This window comes from Robertmurraya korlensis, from assembly GCF_023715225.1.
Lineage (GTDB): Bacteria > Bacillota > Bacilli > Bacillales > Cytobacillaceae > Robertmurraya_A.
On the sequence record NZ_JAMBNS010000023.1, the window covers coordinates 1 to 16,162 of the forward strand.

The 16,162-nt window shown below is 37.1% G+C and carries 18 protein-coding genes; 10 read left to right on the forward strand and 8 right to left on the reverse strand.

The genetic code is table 11. From position 1 onward, the window contains the following. Positions 1-86, forward strand: an 86-nt coding sequence (locus M3175_RS23710; RefSeq protein WP_251524369.1) for an IS3 family transposase, incomplete at its 5' end; no start/stop codon positions are given. A gap of 42 nt (positions 87-128) precedes the next feature. Here M3175_RS23710 and M3175_RS23715 read toward each other — a convergent pair. Further along, positions 129-1,184 (reverse strand): phosphatidylglycerol lysyltransferase domain-containing protein, encoded by a 1,056-nt coding sequence (locus tag M3175_RS23715; protein WP_251524298.1) that lies wholly within the window; start codon positions 1,182-1,184, stop codon positions 129-131. A gap of 175 nt (positions 1,185-1,359) precedes the next feature. Between M3175_RS23715 and M3175_RS23720 the strand changes: the two genes are divergently transcribed. Further along, complete coding sequence (locus M3175_RS23720) at positions 1,360-1,530, forward strand: hypothetical protein (protein ID WP_251524302.1); 171 nt, start codon at positions 1,360-1,362, stop codon at positions 1,528-1,530. A gap of 49 nt (positions 1,531-1,579) precedes the next feature. Here the strand turns inward: M3175_RS23720 and M3175_RS23725 are convergent, their stop codons facing one another. From M3175_RS23725 to plsY, 3 genes are all read right to left on the reverse strand, one after another. After that, entirely contained in the window at positions 1,580-1,768 is a 189-nt protein-coding gene (locus M3175_RS23725) for a hypothetical protein (protein WP_251524305.1), read from the reverse strand. A 90-nt stretch (positions 1,769-1,858) separates the two neighbouring features. Further along, on the reverse strand, positions 1,859-2,545 hold the full coding sequence (locus M3175_RS23730) for a two-component system sensor histidine kinase NtrB (RefSeq protein ID WP_251524325.1): 687 nt from the start codon (positions 2,543-2,545) through the stop codon (positions 1,859-1,861). A 133-nt stretch (positions 2,546-2,678) separates the two neighbouring features. Next, positions 2,679-3,266 (reverse strand): glycerol-3-phosphate 1-O-acyltransferase PlsY, encoded by a 588-nt coding sequence (plsY, locus tag M3175_RS23735; RefSeq protein ID WP_251524387.1) that lies wholly within the window; start codon positions 3,264-3,266, stop codon positions 2,679-2,681. Between the two features lie 211 nt (positions 3,267-3,477). Between plsY and M3175_RS23740 the strand changes: the two genes are divergently transcribed. The 4 genes from M3175_RS23740 (at position 3,478) to parC (ending at position 10,461) form a co-directional block, all read left to right on the forward strand. Then, entirely contained in the window at positions 3,478-5,199 is a 1,722-nt protein-coding gene (locus M3175_RS23740; protein ID WP_251524328.1) for a glycosyl hydrolase family 18 protein, read from the forward strand. 97 nt (positions 5,200-5,296) lie between these two features. Further along, positions 5,297-5,710: a CoA-binding protein gene (locus M3175_RS23745; RefSeq protein ID WP_251524331.1), complete on the forward strand. Its 414-nt coding sequence runs from the start codon at positions 5,297-5,299 to the stop codon at positions 5,708-5,710. A gap of 327 nt (positions 5,711-6,037) precedes the next feature. After that, positions 6,038-8,014, forward strand: a complete 1,977-nt coding sequence (parE, locus tag M3175_RS23750; RefSeq protein WP_251524334.1) for a DNA topoisomerase IV subunit B — start codon at positions 6,038-6,040, stop codon at positions 8,012-8,014. Next, entirely contained in the window at positions 8,014-10,461 is a 2,448-nt protein-coding gene (gene parC, locus M3175_RS23755; protein ID WP_251524337.1) for a DNA topoisomerase IV subunit A, read from the forward strand. The genes parE and parC overlap by 1 nt, the downstream gene beginning before the upstream one ends. Before the next feature lie 68 nt (positions 10,462-10,529). Here parC and M3175_RS23760 read toward each other — a convergent pair whose 3' ends face one another. Then, the gene (locus M3175_RS23760; RefSeq protein WP_251524341.1) at positions 10,530-11,375 is read right to left on the reverse strand and encodes a GNAT family N-acetyltransferase; all 846 of its coding nucleotides are present in this window, start codon (positions 11,373-11,375) and stop codon (positions 10,530-10,532) included. Positions 11,376-11,495: 120 nt separating this feature from the next. Between M3175_RS23760 and M3175_RS23765 the strand changes: the two genes are divergently transcribed. From M3175_RS23765 to M3175_RS23780, 4 genes are all read left to right on the forward strand, one after another. Next, positions 11,496-11,756, forward strand: a complete 261-nt coding sequence (locus tag M3175_RS23765) for an NAD-dependent epimerase/dehydratase family protein (RefSeq protein ID WP_251524344.1) — start codon at positions 11,496-11,498, stop codon at positions 11,754-11,756. A gap of 35 nt (positions 11,757-11,791) precedes the next feature. After that, positions 11,792-12,364: a Rossmann-fold NAD(P)-binding domain-containing protein gene (locus M3175_RS23770; protein ID WP_251524347.1), complete on the forward strand. Its 573-nt coding sequence runs from the start codon at positions 11,792-11,794 to the stop codon at positions 12,362-12,364. Positions 12,365-12,450: 86 nt separating this feature from the next. Then, complete coding sequence (locus M3175_RS23775) at positions 12,451-13,230, forward strand: YybI family spore inner coat protein (protein WP_251524350.1); 780 nt, start codon at positions 12,451-12,453, stop codon at positions 13,228-13,230. 79 nt (positions 13,231-13,309) lie between these two features. Beyond that, positions 13,310-13,789, forward strand: a complete 480-nt coding sequence (locus M3175_RS23780; RefSeq protein ID WP_251524352.1) for a staygreen family protein — start codon at positions 13,310-13,312, stop codon at positions 13,787-13,789. A 685-nt stretch (positions 13,790-14,474) separates the two neighbouring features. On the opposite strand, the gene M3175_RS23785 is transcribed toward M3175_RS23780, so the two are convergent. From M3175_RS23785 to M3175_RS23795, 3 genes are all read right to left on the reverse strand, one after another. Continuing rightward, complete coding sequence (locus M3175_RS23785) at positions 14,475-14,747, reverse strand: hypothetical protein (protein WP_251524355.1); 273 nt, start codon at positions 14,745-14,747, stop codon at positions 14,475-14,477. A 447-nt stretch (positions 14,748-15,194) separates the two neighbouring features. Beyond that, positions 15,195-15,578, reverse strand: coding sequence for a DoxX family protein (locus M3175_RS23790; protein ID WP_251524364.1), 384 nt, complete (start codon positions 15,576-15,578; stop codon positions 15,195-15,197). Between the two features lie 206 nt (positions 15,579-15,784). Continuing rightward, positions 15,785-16,078, reverse strand: coding sequence for an aspartyl-phosphate phosphatase Spo0E family protein (locus tag M3175_RS23795; protein WP_251524366.1), 294 nt, complete (start codon positions 16,076-16,078; stop codon positions 15,785-15,787). Between the last annotated feature and the right edge of the window lie 84 nt (positions 16,079-16,162).

Consider the following 16,162-nt stretch of genomic DNA (forward strand, 5'->3'; position numbering starts at 1 on the left):
TGGTTTACTATAACAACTATCGTTATCAATGGAATTTAAAAAAGATGACTCCTATTCAATTTAGGAATCATCTTTTAGCTGCTTAGTCTCTTTTTTTATAGTGTCCTTGACAAAGGTGCCAGTTTATCTTACACAGCTTTCTTAATTAAATATTTCAGTTTTCCTACAACCTCTTTTGTCTTCGTTGATAAAGGAGGTTGATTGATTAATAGAATCAATTGAATTATCACAAAAATCAAAGGGGACTTTTTATATGCCAAATACTTCGGTTCCCAACTCGAAGTAAATTTGCCTTTAAACTCTTGAAGACCCTTAAATTTATATAAGGCATTACCATGTAAAAAGATATAACGTATCAATTTTTCACAAGTAATCGAGTATTTACTTTGTCCAACATTGGCAAGCGGGGCCATACCTAAGCTGCAGTACTGATATCCATTTTCTTTAACCCATTGAAAAATATGGATAAAAAGTACATCCATTGTTCCGTAAGAAGAACTGGACGTTTTTCTCATTAAATCAATCGTCACTGTATCTTTATAATCTGTTGCTAATGTAGCAAAAGCGACCACTCGACCTTCCGCATTCGTTAAAAGGGCAACCGGATAGGAAGAAACATATTCCTCACTAAAAGAGACCACCGAAAATCCTTTTTCCTTTTGGTCGCCTAACCATTCTTCAGAAATCTCACGAAGCTCTGTAAGAATGGTATGAGAATAGGGAGGAGTGATCACTCGAAAATGAAAGTTTTCTCTTGTAAATTTATTAAACTTTGTACGAAGCTTCGCCCCTTGTTTACCTGCAAGAGAGAAGTTCTTTACATCCACAATGCCTTCCTCGCCAAGCTTCATAAAGGAAAAGCCTGTTTCGTGATAATAGTGCATAAATTGGCCACTGATTTGATAAAAAACAGGTATCAAACGAAGTTTATCACAGTATTCATGAAATTCTTTTATTGCATCAGCCATATAGGCCTCATCACCAATGGGGTCGCCTAATACTACCAATTTATTAGAAATTTTTTTATAGGCAATTAACACCTTTTCTTCTACTGCCCAAAATAACTCTTTATCGCGCAACAAAATTAAGTGTGAAGCATGACTACCTCCATTTTCTTCCAAAAAGGAAAGTACTCGCTCATCCTTATGCTCAGTTTTACTAAGAGAGAACATGTTATTCGTCATATCGGTCGTTCCTCCTGATAAAATTCACCTCCATAAAGATACCATATTCCACTTTGTTAGAGTGATAAAATTTTTACCAAACCATAAAAAACTGGATTTAAATAATTAGGACTGTCATAATTGAGTAATACATTATTTTCTAAGATTAAAATTTAATTAGAGACAGGATGAGAGAATGAAAAAAAATTTATATAACAGCGGAGAAGAAGTAAGCATAAAAGTGTCTGGTGAGTCTGTCGTCATCTCAAAATGTCAATATGTTAAAAATATGAAAAGATACTCCTATATTGTACAGGAATACCCAAATACTTTTTTCTTTGAAGATGAGTTAATCAAAGAAACGTAACAACAAAAAAAGAAGGACCAATGAGAGCATGCTCTTGTCGGTCCTTTTTTCACACATATTCCGTAAGGTCTTTGTTCATTTCCAGATCCATTTCCTCTAATAAATCTATTAATTCATCAAAATCCTTTGTCCTTCTTAACATTCCAGTACCATCAAACCAATTTAAAGGGAATTCCTCTTCTTCATAGTGATCTGTTGAAGTTGTATAAACAAGTTTGTCTTGTAGAAATTCTTTCATTTTTAACATCTCACCCTTTCACATAAGGAATCAGCTTCTTACTATTATCGTATCTTATATCTCGTTTGAAAGGGCTATATCTTATGACAATTAGTCGACATCTGTTGGAGTGGGTAAGGTAATTTGAAAGGTGGTTCCTACGTTTTGTTGACTTTCGACGGTGATTAGTCCATCATGCTTTTCAATAAGCTTTTTACATATTGATAATCCTAAGCCTGTACCATAAGATTTTTCAGTATAGAAGGGAGTAAACAATTGTGCAAGGGTCGCTTGATCCATACCAGAACCGTTATCTTTTACCAATACTTGTATTCTTTTTCCTTGATTATTGGTTTCTAAGGTAATTTTACGGACTCGGTTATCTTTAACCTCCATTAATGATTCAACCGCATTTTTCACTAAATTTACGAGTACTTGTTTGAACTCATTACGACAAACATCTACCTTAGGTAGGTCGGGATTGAAATGAGTGAAAAATTGAATTCTATATACATTGGCTTCTCTTTCAAAAAGCAATTTCATTTCCTCCAATACCTTGTTCACACACACAAGCTTTTGTTTTGAAGAAATGGCTGTATTTGAATGAGCATACACTGTAAGTAACTCATTCGCACGGTTGATTTCACTTATGGCTAGATCCGCATATTGTTCTTTTTCTATCATGACTAAGTATGGTTTTAATAATTGAAGCAACCCCTTCACGGTTGTTAGAGGATTCCTCACTTCATGAACCATTTCAGCAACCGTTGTGTCACGCTTTTTCATGTCGTCCGTCATTTTCTCTTATCTCCCATCTAGCGTAATTTCTACTCCATTTATATGGGGAATTTCATCGTAATATGTTTGTTTTTCATTAAAAAAGTCAAAACCTGCAAAATTTTAGGCAAAAAAAAAGACCCTTTGTCGGGTCTTACATCCATTTAATCTTCGGTTCTGTTTTATTCATAATTCTTTTGATATTTGCTCGATGACGATAAATAACAAATAAAGAAAGTAGAGAAACGACGATAATTAACAGTGGTTCCTTTGCTATCACTGCATAAATCACAGCTACAATGGATGCGATGATTGAAGAAAGGGATACAAATTTCGTTATGTATAAGCTAAGCAAGAATACAACGACCATCACAAGAAACATAACTGGAGCACATGCTAAAAGAACTCCGCCTGATGTAGCGACCGCTTTTCCACCCTTAAAATTAGCAAACACTGGATACATATGTCCAACAACCGCAATCATCCCCGCAATTAAAGGGTCAATTTGACTCTCCATTCCAAATATTATCGGAAGGGTCGCGGCAAGTGTACCTTTTAAGATATCAGCAGCGGTAACAATCATCCCTGCTTTTTTTCCTAAAGTACGAAACGTATTGGTTCCACCTAAATTTCCACTTCCATGCTCACGGATATCAATTCCGTAAAAGGCTTTTCCAACAATTAACCCTGAGGGGATGGAACCAAGCAGGTATGAAACAATAACTATTAATGCAATTTCCATCATACAAATACTCCTTCACACTTCATATACCGTTTTATTATTGTACCATGTATTGCTTAAAAAACCATGTACAAATGGTTTTTTCCATTATATTCTCGTAACTTTTTTGTAATTCAATCGTCATATTTAGAGGCTAAAATGGAGGAATGTCGAAACCCTCTTTTCAAAAGATGATCTTTTCGGGTACGATGAAGCTAAGGGAGAGTGAAACATGGCACGACTAGAAACATATAAGAAAAAACCGATTGTATCAAAAGGATGGATCATCACAGGTCTCATTGCATCTATTCTTGTGGTTATCTCTAGTATTCTATTATTCTTTTATCCTTTTGCTTCAAGCGAAAAAACAAGCTACTTCACGGGAGAAAATCCTGTTCTATTTCAAGGGAAACAACAAGGAAATGCCATTGTAGACGGAGATAGCGTGTATGTATCATTAGATTTTTTGAAGGAGAATATTGATGACAGTGTCGCATTTGATGAAAAATCAAATTCAATCATTATTACTACCTCTAATAAAGTGGTGCAAATGCCTACAGAGTCATTAACCTATTTTATTAATGAAAAGCCAGTGGAGCTTCAATTTCCACCTTTAGTAGATGAACAAGGTCAATTATATGTAGCACTTGACCCAATCATTCAGTATTACCCTATAACCTACCGTGTACTAGAAAACTCAAATGCGATCTGGATTGAAAAGGATGGCGATACTCTTCAAAATGCCGTTATTACAAATAAGGATGTACACGAGGAAAAACTTCGACTACGCACGGACGCAACCTTACAATCTCCTTATTTTACAGAGGTTTCAAACGGGGAAAAGATTTGGATTGAGGAAGAAAAGGAAGAATTCTATTTTGTGAGAAAAATAGACGGAGTTGCTGGATATATATCTAAGGACTTAATTGAAACACAGGAAAAGGAAATCATCGCCGTAGAATATGAAAAAGAAGCTGTAAATGCTCCAACCTTTGAAGGACCGATCAACCTAACTTGGGAAGCAGTATATACGAAAAATCCAGATACTACTATGATTCCTGAAATGAACGGGGTAAACGTTGTTTCTCCAACCTGGTTTGAATTAAAGGACGAAACGGGAAGCATCGGAAACCTTGCTTCTCTCGAGTATTCGAAATGGGCAAAGGCCCAGGGCTATCAAGTATGGGGACTATTCTCCAACGCGTTTGATCCCGACCTTACCCATTCAGCCTTTAAGGATTATGAGACACGACAGAAGATGATTCGAGAGCTCTTACATTATAGTCAGTTATATGAGTTGAACGGAATTAATATTGATATTGAAAATGTACGAGAAGAAGACGGACCGCTAGTAACACAATTTGTTCGAGAGGCAACGCCGTACTTTCATGAAGCAGGCTTAATCGTTTCGATGGACATTACTTTTATGGCGGAAGGCAATTGGTCCGCCTTCTATGAACGCGATAAGCTTGCAGAAATTGTCGACTATCTTGCGATTATGGCCTATGACGAACATTGGGGTTCCTCACCAAAAGCAGGGAGTGTAGCAAGCCTTCCGTGGGTTGAGACAAACCTTCAAAAGCTCTTGGAAATCGTTCCAAATGAAAAGCTGATTTTAGGAATTCCTCTTTACACAAGATTATGGGAAATCAAAGACAGTGGTGAAGTTTCTTCAAAATCCAAAAGCATGGCGCAAATTAAAGAATGGTTAACCACGAATAACTTAACTCCTATCTATGATGCGGCTAGCGGACAAAATTATGCCGAGCTTTATGTTCCCGATAAGGCAACTACCTACAAGGTATGGCTTGAAGATGAACAGTCTCTTACGGCAAGAACTAATTTAGCGGTGAAATATGATCTTGCTGGAGTGGCAAGCTGGTCTAGATATTTTGGTGATGAAACAGCATGGACCGCTCTACAAACTTTTAACCAGCAAATAGTGAAAAAGTAATGCGAGGCTAGGAGTTTCTCCTAGCCTTTTATCATTCAATTGGCTATGATTAAAGAATGTAAGGGCATACTAAACAAAAATTAAGAGGAGTGAGTTTATGCCAATCGAATATCCAAGCCGTGAAGAATTAGGGCAAATCTTAAAAAAGGCAAAGCGAATCGCTGTTGTTGGAATAAGTAATAATCCAGAGCGCACCTCTTACATGGTTTCTGAAGCTATGAAAAATGCGGGTTATGAAATTATTCCTGTAAATCCAACTGTAGATGAAGTGTTTGGTATTAAGGCCGTAGCCAAATTGACTGATATTGAAGGCCATGTAGACATTGTGAATGTATTTAGAAGATCTGAATTTCTACCAGAGGTGGCAAAAGAGTTCGATCAAATCGATGCGGATGTTTTTTGGGCACAGTTAGGATTAGAAAATGAAGAAGCTTACGAATTTTTAAAAAGCAAAGGCTACACTGTCGTGATGAATCGATGCATTAAAGTAGAACATGCTTTGACAAAATAATTTTTTCTCCTTCACTCTAGTCATTAGGATTAGGGTGTTTTTCTTTTTATCATAGGCTTTATAAACATTTCTATAATCGAAGAATATTCGTCTAAAATACTTTTCTTTTTAAAATATCCATTTGCCAAATCAAAAGAAATATATACAATAAAGCATAGGTGTCTTAAAAAATGTGATAAAATACGAGACGAGAACATTTGTTCTTAACGTTTCGTTTCATAATATTTAAAGGATAATTTACTTGTAAGAACGAATAGGTATAAGACGTTCAGGTCCATTACATAGATAGAGACATGTAGCTGGCACGGAAGGAAAGGGGTATTGTACGTGGCAAAAAATCAAGGAACGTTTGAATACAACGATGATGCCATTCAGGTACTAGAGGGGTTAGATGCGGTTCGAAAACGCCCAGGAATGTACATTGGTAGTACAGATTCACGAGGGCTTCACCATTTGGTGTATGAAATTGTAGATAACTCAGTCGATGAAGCATTAGCAGGTCATGGAGACCAGATTATTGTAAAAATACACAAAGATAACTCCATAAGTGTGCAAGACAAAGGGCGTGGTATGCCAACTGGAATGCATAAAATGGGAAAACCCACTCCTGAGGTCATCTTAACCGTTCTTCACGCAGGGGGAAAATTTGGTCAAGGTGGTTATAAAACAAGTGGTGGGCTACACGGTGTAGGTGCATCGGTTGTAAATGCACTGAGCGAATGGCTTGTGGTAAAGATTAAGCGAGACGGCTTTGTTTACGAGCAGCGTTTTGAAAACGGCGGAAAACCTGTGACTACTTTAGAGAAAGTAGGTAAAACGAATCAAACAGGAACGACGATCCACTTTAAGCCGGATGCGTCCATTTTTTCGACGACAACCTACAATTATGAAACCTTGTGTGAACGTTTGAGAGAATCTGCCTTTCTTTTAAAAGGCATGAAAATAGAAATTATTGACGACCGTAATGACTTCCATGAGATTTTTCATTACGAAAACGGGATTGAAGCGTTTGTTCAATATTTGAACGAGGAGAAGGACGTCTTACATCCAGTCATCAGCTTCGAAGGGACGAGCGGTGGAATTGAAGTAGATTACGCGTTCCAATTTAACGATGGATATTCGGAAAATGTTCTTTCCTTCGTCAATAATGTTCGTACAAAAGACGGTGGAACCCACGAGGCTGGTGCAAAAACAGCCATGACTCGTGTGTTTAATGAATATGCACGCAAAATTGGTCTGTTAAAAGAAAAAGATAAAAACCTTGACGGAGCGGATATTCGAGAAGGATTTGCAGCGATTATTTCCGTACGTGTTCCAGAAGAACTTCTACAATTCGAGGGACAAACAAAAGGAAAGCTTGGAACGAGTGAAGCACGTTCTGCAGTAGACTCGGTTGTATCTGAGTATCTTTCTTACTTTTTAGAAGAAAACCCTGAGACCAGTACGTTATTGATACGTAAAGCGATTAAAGCGTATCAAGCTCGTGAAGCCGCTCGTAAAGCTAGAGAAGAAGCGCGTAGCGGGAAGAAAAGAAAACGATCTGAGGCTGTTTTATCAGGGAAGTTAACACCTGCCCAATCTAGAAATCCTCAGAAGAATGAGCTTTACCTCGTTGAGGGTGACTCTGCTGGAGGCTCTGCTAAACAAGGTCGTGACCGTCGTTTTCAAGCGATTCTTCCACTAAGAGGGAAAGTTATCAATACAGAAAAAGCAAAGTTACAGGATATATTCAAAAATGAAGAGATTAATACCATCATCCATGCGATCGGTGGTGGAATAGGTGCAGATTTTAATATTGACGATATCAATTACGATAAAGTTGTCATAATGACCGATGCCGACACCGACGGGGCTCATATCCAAGTTCTTCTTCTTACATTCTTTTATCGTTATATGAAACCACTTCTGGAAGCTGGAAGAGTATTCATCGCCCTCCCACCACTTTACAAAGTTAGTAAAGGAACAGGTAAGAAAGAAATTATTGAGTACGCATGGAGTGACGACGATTTACAATCAGCCATTAAAAAGGTTGGTAAGGGTTATATGATTCAACGTTACAAGGGACTAGGCGAGATGAACGCTGACCAGCTTTGGGATACAACTATGAATCCTGATACGAGAACATTAATTCGTGTGCGCATTGATGATGCTGCTCGAGCAGAACGTCGTGTGACTACATTAATGGGCGATAAGGTTGAGCCTCGCCGAAAGTGGATTGAAACACATGTAGCCTTCGGTTTAGAGGAAGACGGAAGTATTTTAGAAAATGAAAATATTTCTGTTGCTGAGGAGGTTACTGAATAGTGAGTTTGACGGAAAAGTTTCGCGATTTACCACTTGAAGAGGTTATTGGTGATCGCTTCGGAAGATACAGTAAATATATCATTCAAGACCGTGCCTTACCTGACGCAAGGGACGGCCTAAAACCAGTACAAAGACGTATTCTTTATGCGATGCATGTGGAAGGTAACACAAACGATAAAGGCTTCCGTAAATCAGCCAAAACAGTCGGTAATGTAATTGGTAACTATCACCCACACGGAGATTCTTCGGTGTACGATGCAATGGTTCGTATGAGCCAAGACTGGAAGCTACGTAATCTTCTTGTTGAAATGCATGGAAACAACGGGAGCATCGATGGTGATCCACCAGCTGCGATGCGTTATACGGAAGCACGTTTAAGTGCAATTTCGTCGGAATTATTGCGCGATATTGACAAAAGAACCGTCGATTTCGTACCAAACTTTGATGATACAGCAAATGAACCGACCGTTCTTCCAGCTATGTTCCCTAACCTTCTTGTCAATGGTTCTACAGGTATTTCTGCAGGATATGCAACAGAAATCCCACCTCATCATTTAAACGAGATTATCGATGGTGTCTTCATGAGGATGGATCAACCCCATTGTACGGTTGATGATTTAATGACTGTGATTAAAGGACCTGACTTTCCAACTGGTGGAATCATTCAAGGGATAGACGGAATAAAAAAGGCTTACGAAACAGGCAAAGGGAAAATCATTGTTCGCGGGAAAGCAGAAATTGAAACGGTTCGTGGCGGTAAGCAGCAAATCGTAATTACAGAAATTCCTTTTGAAGTGAACAAAGCAAATCTTGTGAAAAAGATGGATGAATTCCGCTTAGACCGTAAAATAGAAGGAATGTCTGAGGTTCGTGACGAAACGGACCGTACCGGCCTTCGTATCGTGATTGAATTAAAAAAAGAAGCAGATGCTGAAGGTGTACTAAACTATTTATATAAGAACACAGACCTTCAAATTGCATACAACTTTAATATGGTTGCTATTCATCATCGCCGTCCGATGCTCATGGGACTGACACAGCTTCTGGATGCGTATATTGAGCACCAAAAGGAAGTAGTCACAAGACGCTCTCAATTTGATTTACAGAAGGCGAAGGACCGCCAACATATCGTAGCTGGATTAATGAAAGCATTATCCATCCTAGATGAAGTCATCCAAACGATTCGTGGGTCAAAAGACAAGCGTGATGCAAAAGACAACTTGATTATGAAGTTTGGCTTTACCGAAGCACAATCCGAAGCAATCGTTTCATTACAGCTTTACCGCTTAACAAACACAGATATTACTGCTCTTCAAAACGAAGCAGATGAACTTGCTAAGAAAATAGATGAACTTACTGCTATTTTAGAGAGTGAAAGCAAGCTGCTTTCTGTGATTAAAAAAGAGTTAAAGGATGTTCGAAAACGCTTTGCCGATCAACGTCGTACCATTATTGAAGCGGAGATTGAAGAAATTAAGATCAATCTTGAAGTAATGGTCGCAAGCGAAGATGTGATTGTTACTGTGACGAAGGAAGGCTATATTAAACGTACTAGCCCTAGGTCGTATGCTGCTTCGAATGGTCAGGATTTTGGCATGAAGGATTCCGACCAATTACTCGCACAGCTTGATATGAACACAACCGATGTGGTTCTATTATTTACAAATAAAGGAAATTATTTATATTGCCCTGTGCATGAACTTCCTGATATTCGCTGGAAGGACCTCGGACAACATATTGCAAATCTTGTTCCAATTGATCGTAACGAAACGATTATTAGAGTACTCCCTGTTAAAGACTTTGAAAAGGAAGCGTTCTTGTTGTTCATTACGAAAAATGGAATGGTTAAGAAAACCGAACTGAAGGCATATAAAGCTCAAAGATATTCGAAGCCACTCGTAGCGATTAATGTAAAGGATGACGACGAAGTACTGGATGTTCACGAAACGGATGGTACGAAGGAGTTGCTATTAGCGACTCATTTAGGGTACGGGTTACGTTTCGCTGAAGATGAGGTAAGCATAGTTGGTGCTAGAGCTGCAGGTGTAAAGGGAATTAACCTTAAGGATGGCGATTATCTAACAGCTGGTAAAATTGTCGATGATCCTCGTTCTCAAAGCATTGTGATTGTGACACAGCGCGGAGCAATCAAGAAGATGAAGTTAGATGAATTTGAAATCACTTCACGTGCCAAGCGTGGAGTGGTCATGCTAAGAGAATTAAAGGCAAACCCACACCGAGTGATTGGTGCAGTCATCGTTAGTGAACAAGACCAAATCTTTGTGAATACAGAAAAAGGTCATATCGAGGAAGTACGTGCTTCTGATTTAAGACATAATGACCGTTACTCGAACGGATCATTTATTATTGATGAAACCGATTCTGGGAAAGCAAAGACTATATGGTCGGTTGCTAAAAGAGAAACTAACGAAGCTACAAATGCCTAAACGTTATATAATAAAAAAAAATCAAGCTTAGAGAAACGATCTCTGAGCTTGATTTTTTTTAGATGTTTTTACAGTCTAAAAAACTCAAATATGGATTGAATATGAAAGCCAACTTCTTCGTACAGCTGGAGTGCATGTGTATTCTTAATTTCTACATCGAGGGAAACTGACTGATAGCCTTCTTCAAAAAGCATGTTTACTGCTTCATGTAAAGCAGCTCGTCCGATTCCTTTCTTCTGATGTGTGGGACGAACCGTAAGCGCTGTAATAAAGGCATCATCTGAGCGAATAAGATTGATTGTTCCAACTAATTCCCCATCTACATGAATACCGTAAAGTGTCCTACTTGGCTGTGAGAGTGATAATTGAATAATAGCTTCCGTTTCTTCTACTTCATCACCAAAACTCTCCATTAATACATCTCGATAGTCATGGTGACGACTAGAATGATACTCCAACAGTTCAATTGGAACAGCAGGTTTCTTACCACTTAATTGAGAAACCATTAATTGTGCTTCACTCACCTCATTATTTGCCCCCAACTCCAATAAAGCATGTTTCTCATGTGTTGCTCTTTGATCTATTACCGCAGTGAGGGTGGTAGGGAAGAGTGATCGTAAGTCTTGGTGAACTGTACTAATCAAACCTTTTGCCATTTGTTCATTACTAGCAGCAAAACCAATCTCATAATCTTTTGTTTTTAATATATCAACCACCGACGCAGCAGCTGTTATTTTATCCTCTTCATACATGATATATATATAATATGGAGAACCATCTTCCTCCTCTATCACAGAAGTGAGATTCATCGGTACTTCTATGTTAATACCACGCACATTTTGTTGCTGAGATACCCATAGTGATAACTGCTCATAAATCTCATTTGAAAAGGGGGGAGTAAATTTTTTCAGCATATATCTCTTCCTTTCTAGGAATCTTACCTAATTTTAACAAAAGGACAAAAAGGTGAATAGGGAGTTGTGATTGAATATATATAAATAAGTTACAAGTAATGTTGAGGGGGAGGAAATCAAATGAAAACGGCTTTAGTTTTGGGAGGAACAAGGTTTTTCGGAGTAAATTTAGTTCATGAGTTGCTTAATAAAGGGGTAAAAGTCACGGTCGCGACAAGACAAAACAGTGAAATTCCTTTTGGAAATAAGGTTGAAACTCTCAAGGTTGACCGATTTGATTTAGATTCTTTGAAGGAAGCTGTAAACGGGAGAACTTGGGACGTTGTATTTGATCAAATTTGCTTTAACGCAGAGATGCGAGAATTGCTATTCGGGCACTAACAGACAAAACTCATACATATATTTTTACTTCCACAATGTCAGTTTATGACTATGCTGAAAATGTGGGAAAAGCAGATTTTGATCCATATTCATTTCCGATTTCTAACATACCGCCAGACAAAGTAACTTATCAGGAAGGAAAAAGACAAGCGGAGGCGGTATTTTTTCAGGAGGCAGCCTTTCCTGTGATTGCTGTTAGAATTCCTATTGTTCTCGGAGAGCATGATTATACGGAACGTTTACTTCTACATATTAACCGAGCAAAAGAAGGGGGTGTGATCGGATTTCCAAACTTACAAGCCAAAATGGGATTCATTCATCAAAAGGAGGCCGGCAACTTTCTTGTCTGGGTGAGTGAGCAAAACTTTACTGGCCCCATCAATGCGTGTGCAAACAAGGAGATATCAATGGCAGATTTGATGGCACTTATTGAAGAAGAGGTTGGCAAAAAGGCCTTTCTCCCAAATACATTTGATCCGTCTGAACACTCACCATACGGTATTGAAAACACCTGGAATATGAGTAACACTAAGGCCCGTGAGCTTGGGTTTCGTTTTAGTAATCTATCCGATTGGTTACCTGGACTTATTAAACATTTAGCAAACTAATTTTTTGTTAAATTTGTTTTTTCTACATCTTTTTTCCACTTCTGGGCAAAATAAAATACTGATATTTGCTCAGGGAGGAATTCTAAATGAAGAAAGAGCTATTGTTTGCTTTTGCTGCCTTCTTTTTTATGTCGCTGTCCGCGATAACAGGTGTATACGCAGTAGAGGAAGCTAACATGCTTGAAAATGTCATAGTAAAAGAACAAATGGATGTTACTGGAGATGGAAAGCTTGATACGATATATGTGAAGGGTGAGCCATTTGAGGAAGGTGCGATCTTTTTACGTACCATCACATTGGAAGTCCTTTCGGCAACTGGAAAAAGCCATAAAATCAATCTCGAAGGTGGGTACGAACCACGGATAGACTTCAAAGATTTGAACAATGATGGCATAAAAGACTTATTTCTAGCGGTTAACACGGGAGGTAGCGGAGGATTAACAAATCATTATTTATATACAGTAAAGAATGATTTGTTAACCGATATAACTGTACCTGAACCACTGGTTATTCAAACTTCTTTTCTAAATGGATATAAAGCCAATATGACTATAGAAAATACCAATGAGTCATATCAGTTTGACTTAAGAGATAGAGCAAAAGATTATGAACGACTTGGATTATATCATAACGGGAAACTAAATGAACCTGCAGAACTCATGGTACTTCCGTTTGGAACTTTAAAACCCGTTAAAGTGTCTGGGAATCAGATAGGCTTAAAAGGTTCACAACGAATTAGCGGCGCCTACAATGCAGATTCGATTGCGTATGTGGAGTCCTCTTGGTTGTATGAAAACGGGAAATGGAAGCTCCTTGATACGAATGTTATGGAGTTACGTAAAAATACAACGAAGAAGAAAAAATAGGCTGTTGTCACATTTAACATTCAATCACATAAAATACAGTAGTAAGTACTATTTCATCATCCAGGGGAGTGAGGCTTACATGAGTAAGTTTGATCCATCTATGTTAAATGTGACATACTTTCCACCAGCAACACCCTTTAAACCTGTAGATGAGAGAAAATATACCTTAACGCACTCAGACGCAACAGGTGAGTTATTTTTAACTATTGGATTTTGCTACGATTTTGATGCCATTAATAGCAAATTTCGAGATGAAGTGTTGGCAGAGTGGAAACCTGTCATGGGTCAATACACATTATTAGGGAAAGTATATGTAAGTAACGGAGAATTTGACGAAAATTATGCGCTGGTTCGCTTTCACATTTTCCAAAAAGAGCTACCATTAGCGTTAACAGCAATGGTATATGGTGACCAAAAATTCTATCAAAGTTATCCATGGTTATTAGACTCACCCATATATATACAATTCGAGTCTTCCTACCCACAATATAACCAATACATGTACTTCGGCACTCCTAGATATTATTTAACAACCGCCCTACAACAGCGAGTTGTTTAACCGTCAAACCTGACATTCCGTTAGGTTTTTTGTTTTGAGCAGACTTTTCACTTTTTAATCGAATAAAAGGGAAGCTCAATGGTGGGTGGGATTGTAATAATTATTGAAAATACAGGCACTAAATAGGAATAGCAGCAATCACGCAAATTGTATTTATAGCAAGTTAAAAAAACGCTGAGTCATTTTACTGAGTGTTTTTTGAAGAGATAAGTTGCATATAATAATATTATGTAAACTAATTAATAATAAAGAGAACTGGATAGAAACTAATAATGATCGCTAGTAGCTGAAAGTTATAAAACAATGATCAAACTCTAAATAATAAACTAAACCAATATATAATCCAGTTAACCAACAGTTTGAATTTGCTACAAGACAGTTTAGAATTATATCAGTGTCTCAGTAAAAATCAAAATTTCGTCTCACTATTTTAAGTATACTTAGCTATTGAGACTTATACCGTCTCTCATCATAGAACTGTGTATAATAGATATTATGTAAACTAGAAAAATGAAAATTATAAAATTACCCCCTTCCTTTTAGGAAGAATACCATTTCCATACCAAGTTATATAATTAAATTTTTCTACCTCATGAAACAGTACCTTTTTTCTAAAATTAACTGATGCATCGGGTAGGTCTTTAAAAAGAGCATTATCCATGTTTCCAAGTTTATTCTTATGTTTTTAGTAAAAGTCATAATGTTTTCTATAAGACTCCTGATGAACTGGATAACTCCTTTTCCTTAATGCCTCATAAAATTGATCTACAGTTTCAGTAAATACTTTTTCTTTATTCTCAGGATATACGTAGTTTATTTGTTCTTTTACAGATTCCTTAGCTACGTATTTTTCAATCATTTTCTCGATTGCTCTGGCTGATAGCCTTCTGGTTGTTCCTTTATTGCACATAGGAGATTCAACAAACAACGCCTTGTTGTCTTTACCAAACATGTACATTACCAAAATTTATTAGATGCATTGACAATTGAGGGTACCCCTTCTTCCCCGTTTCTTATTTTGTAGTAACATACCACATTCTCCATTTTTCCTTAGAATATAAATGATAATAATTATCATTTATATTGTGGTTTCATTTTATCAATGTTACTTTTTGTCGTAAATAATTCGAGCATTAACTACTTTGTATTAATAGTTTGGCTCGATCAATAATTAGCGTTAAAAGGTTACATATGATCGATTCCCTCTCATTCGTAGGGGGAATTTACTGATATCTTTAATATAAATATAAAAAGAGTATTAACCCTCTTAGGATTAATACTCACTTTAAGCTAGACAGCATTTCAAGGTTTTTGAAGTTCTCAATTAAATTATATTTTTTAATAATTGTCAGCTTCTACTTAATTTCAATAAATTTTATTATTTTTTGGGAACTCTTGTATACCACTATTCTAAACTGAAGGGACCAGAGCCTAAATACATCAACATTAGCGTTACTCCTAAGAGAGATAAATTCTTATTAAAATGCACAAGTTGCATTGAACGTTGTTGTTTATCAGCTATTCCCCAAAAACGGTGGACAAAGAAAGTAGTTGGAATTAAGAAAATAAATAGAAGAAGTGCTCCAATTTTTGCATAAAATCCAAAAGCGACGCTTATTCCACCTAACACTGCAATAATACTCATAGTAGCTGCTGACAATCTCGGAAAAGGAGCTCTAAACTTCTTTGTCATCTCAACTGTGTGATTGAAATCTTTAAGATGGCCAATTCCTGCTAAAATAAAAATGAGTGCATATAAAACTCTTCCGATTAAAAATACAAAATCCATAAAATTCGTCCTCCCATAGAGTGTTATTTATCCTTTTATTTAACTGTACCTTTACTAACATTAATTTTTTTAACACATAAATCTAACATTAACCAAGAAAAACCTTATCATTTTACAAAATGACAATAACGCTAAACACCAAGCTGGTTTTTCATATATTTGTAAAAATGTCTCTAAATATGGTGACACTACACAAAAGCTTACATTCACTTCTGCCCCAGTAATATCCACTTATCAAGTTCCTGACTACATGCGACCGTTTCCGGATCTGTATAACCGTTGCGCATAGCAGTATCATATAATTTTAGACGATACATGTTAATCATTGTGTCAACCTTATTCTCTATCTCTTTCATTGTTTTTGAGTTATCCCTATTCTCCATTACTTTCATTGACCAATACTCCCAGAGTTTACTTAGTAAAGTTTGTAGAACAAGATAAGATCCTTTTTTATATAAAAGGAGCATTCCTGTTAGAAGGATTTTCGGGGACTTGAACAAAAAAGAGCCCTCTTGGTATGATACGGGGTGTCAAATCGTGTGCCGAAATGACCCCTAACTTAGTTAACCAAGGAGGACTCCAAA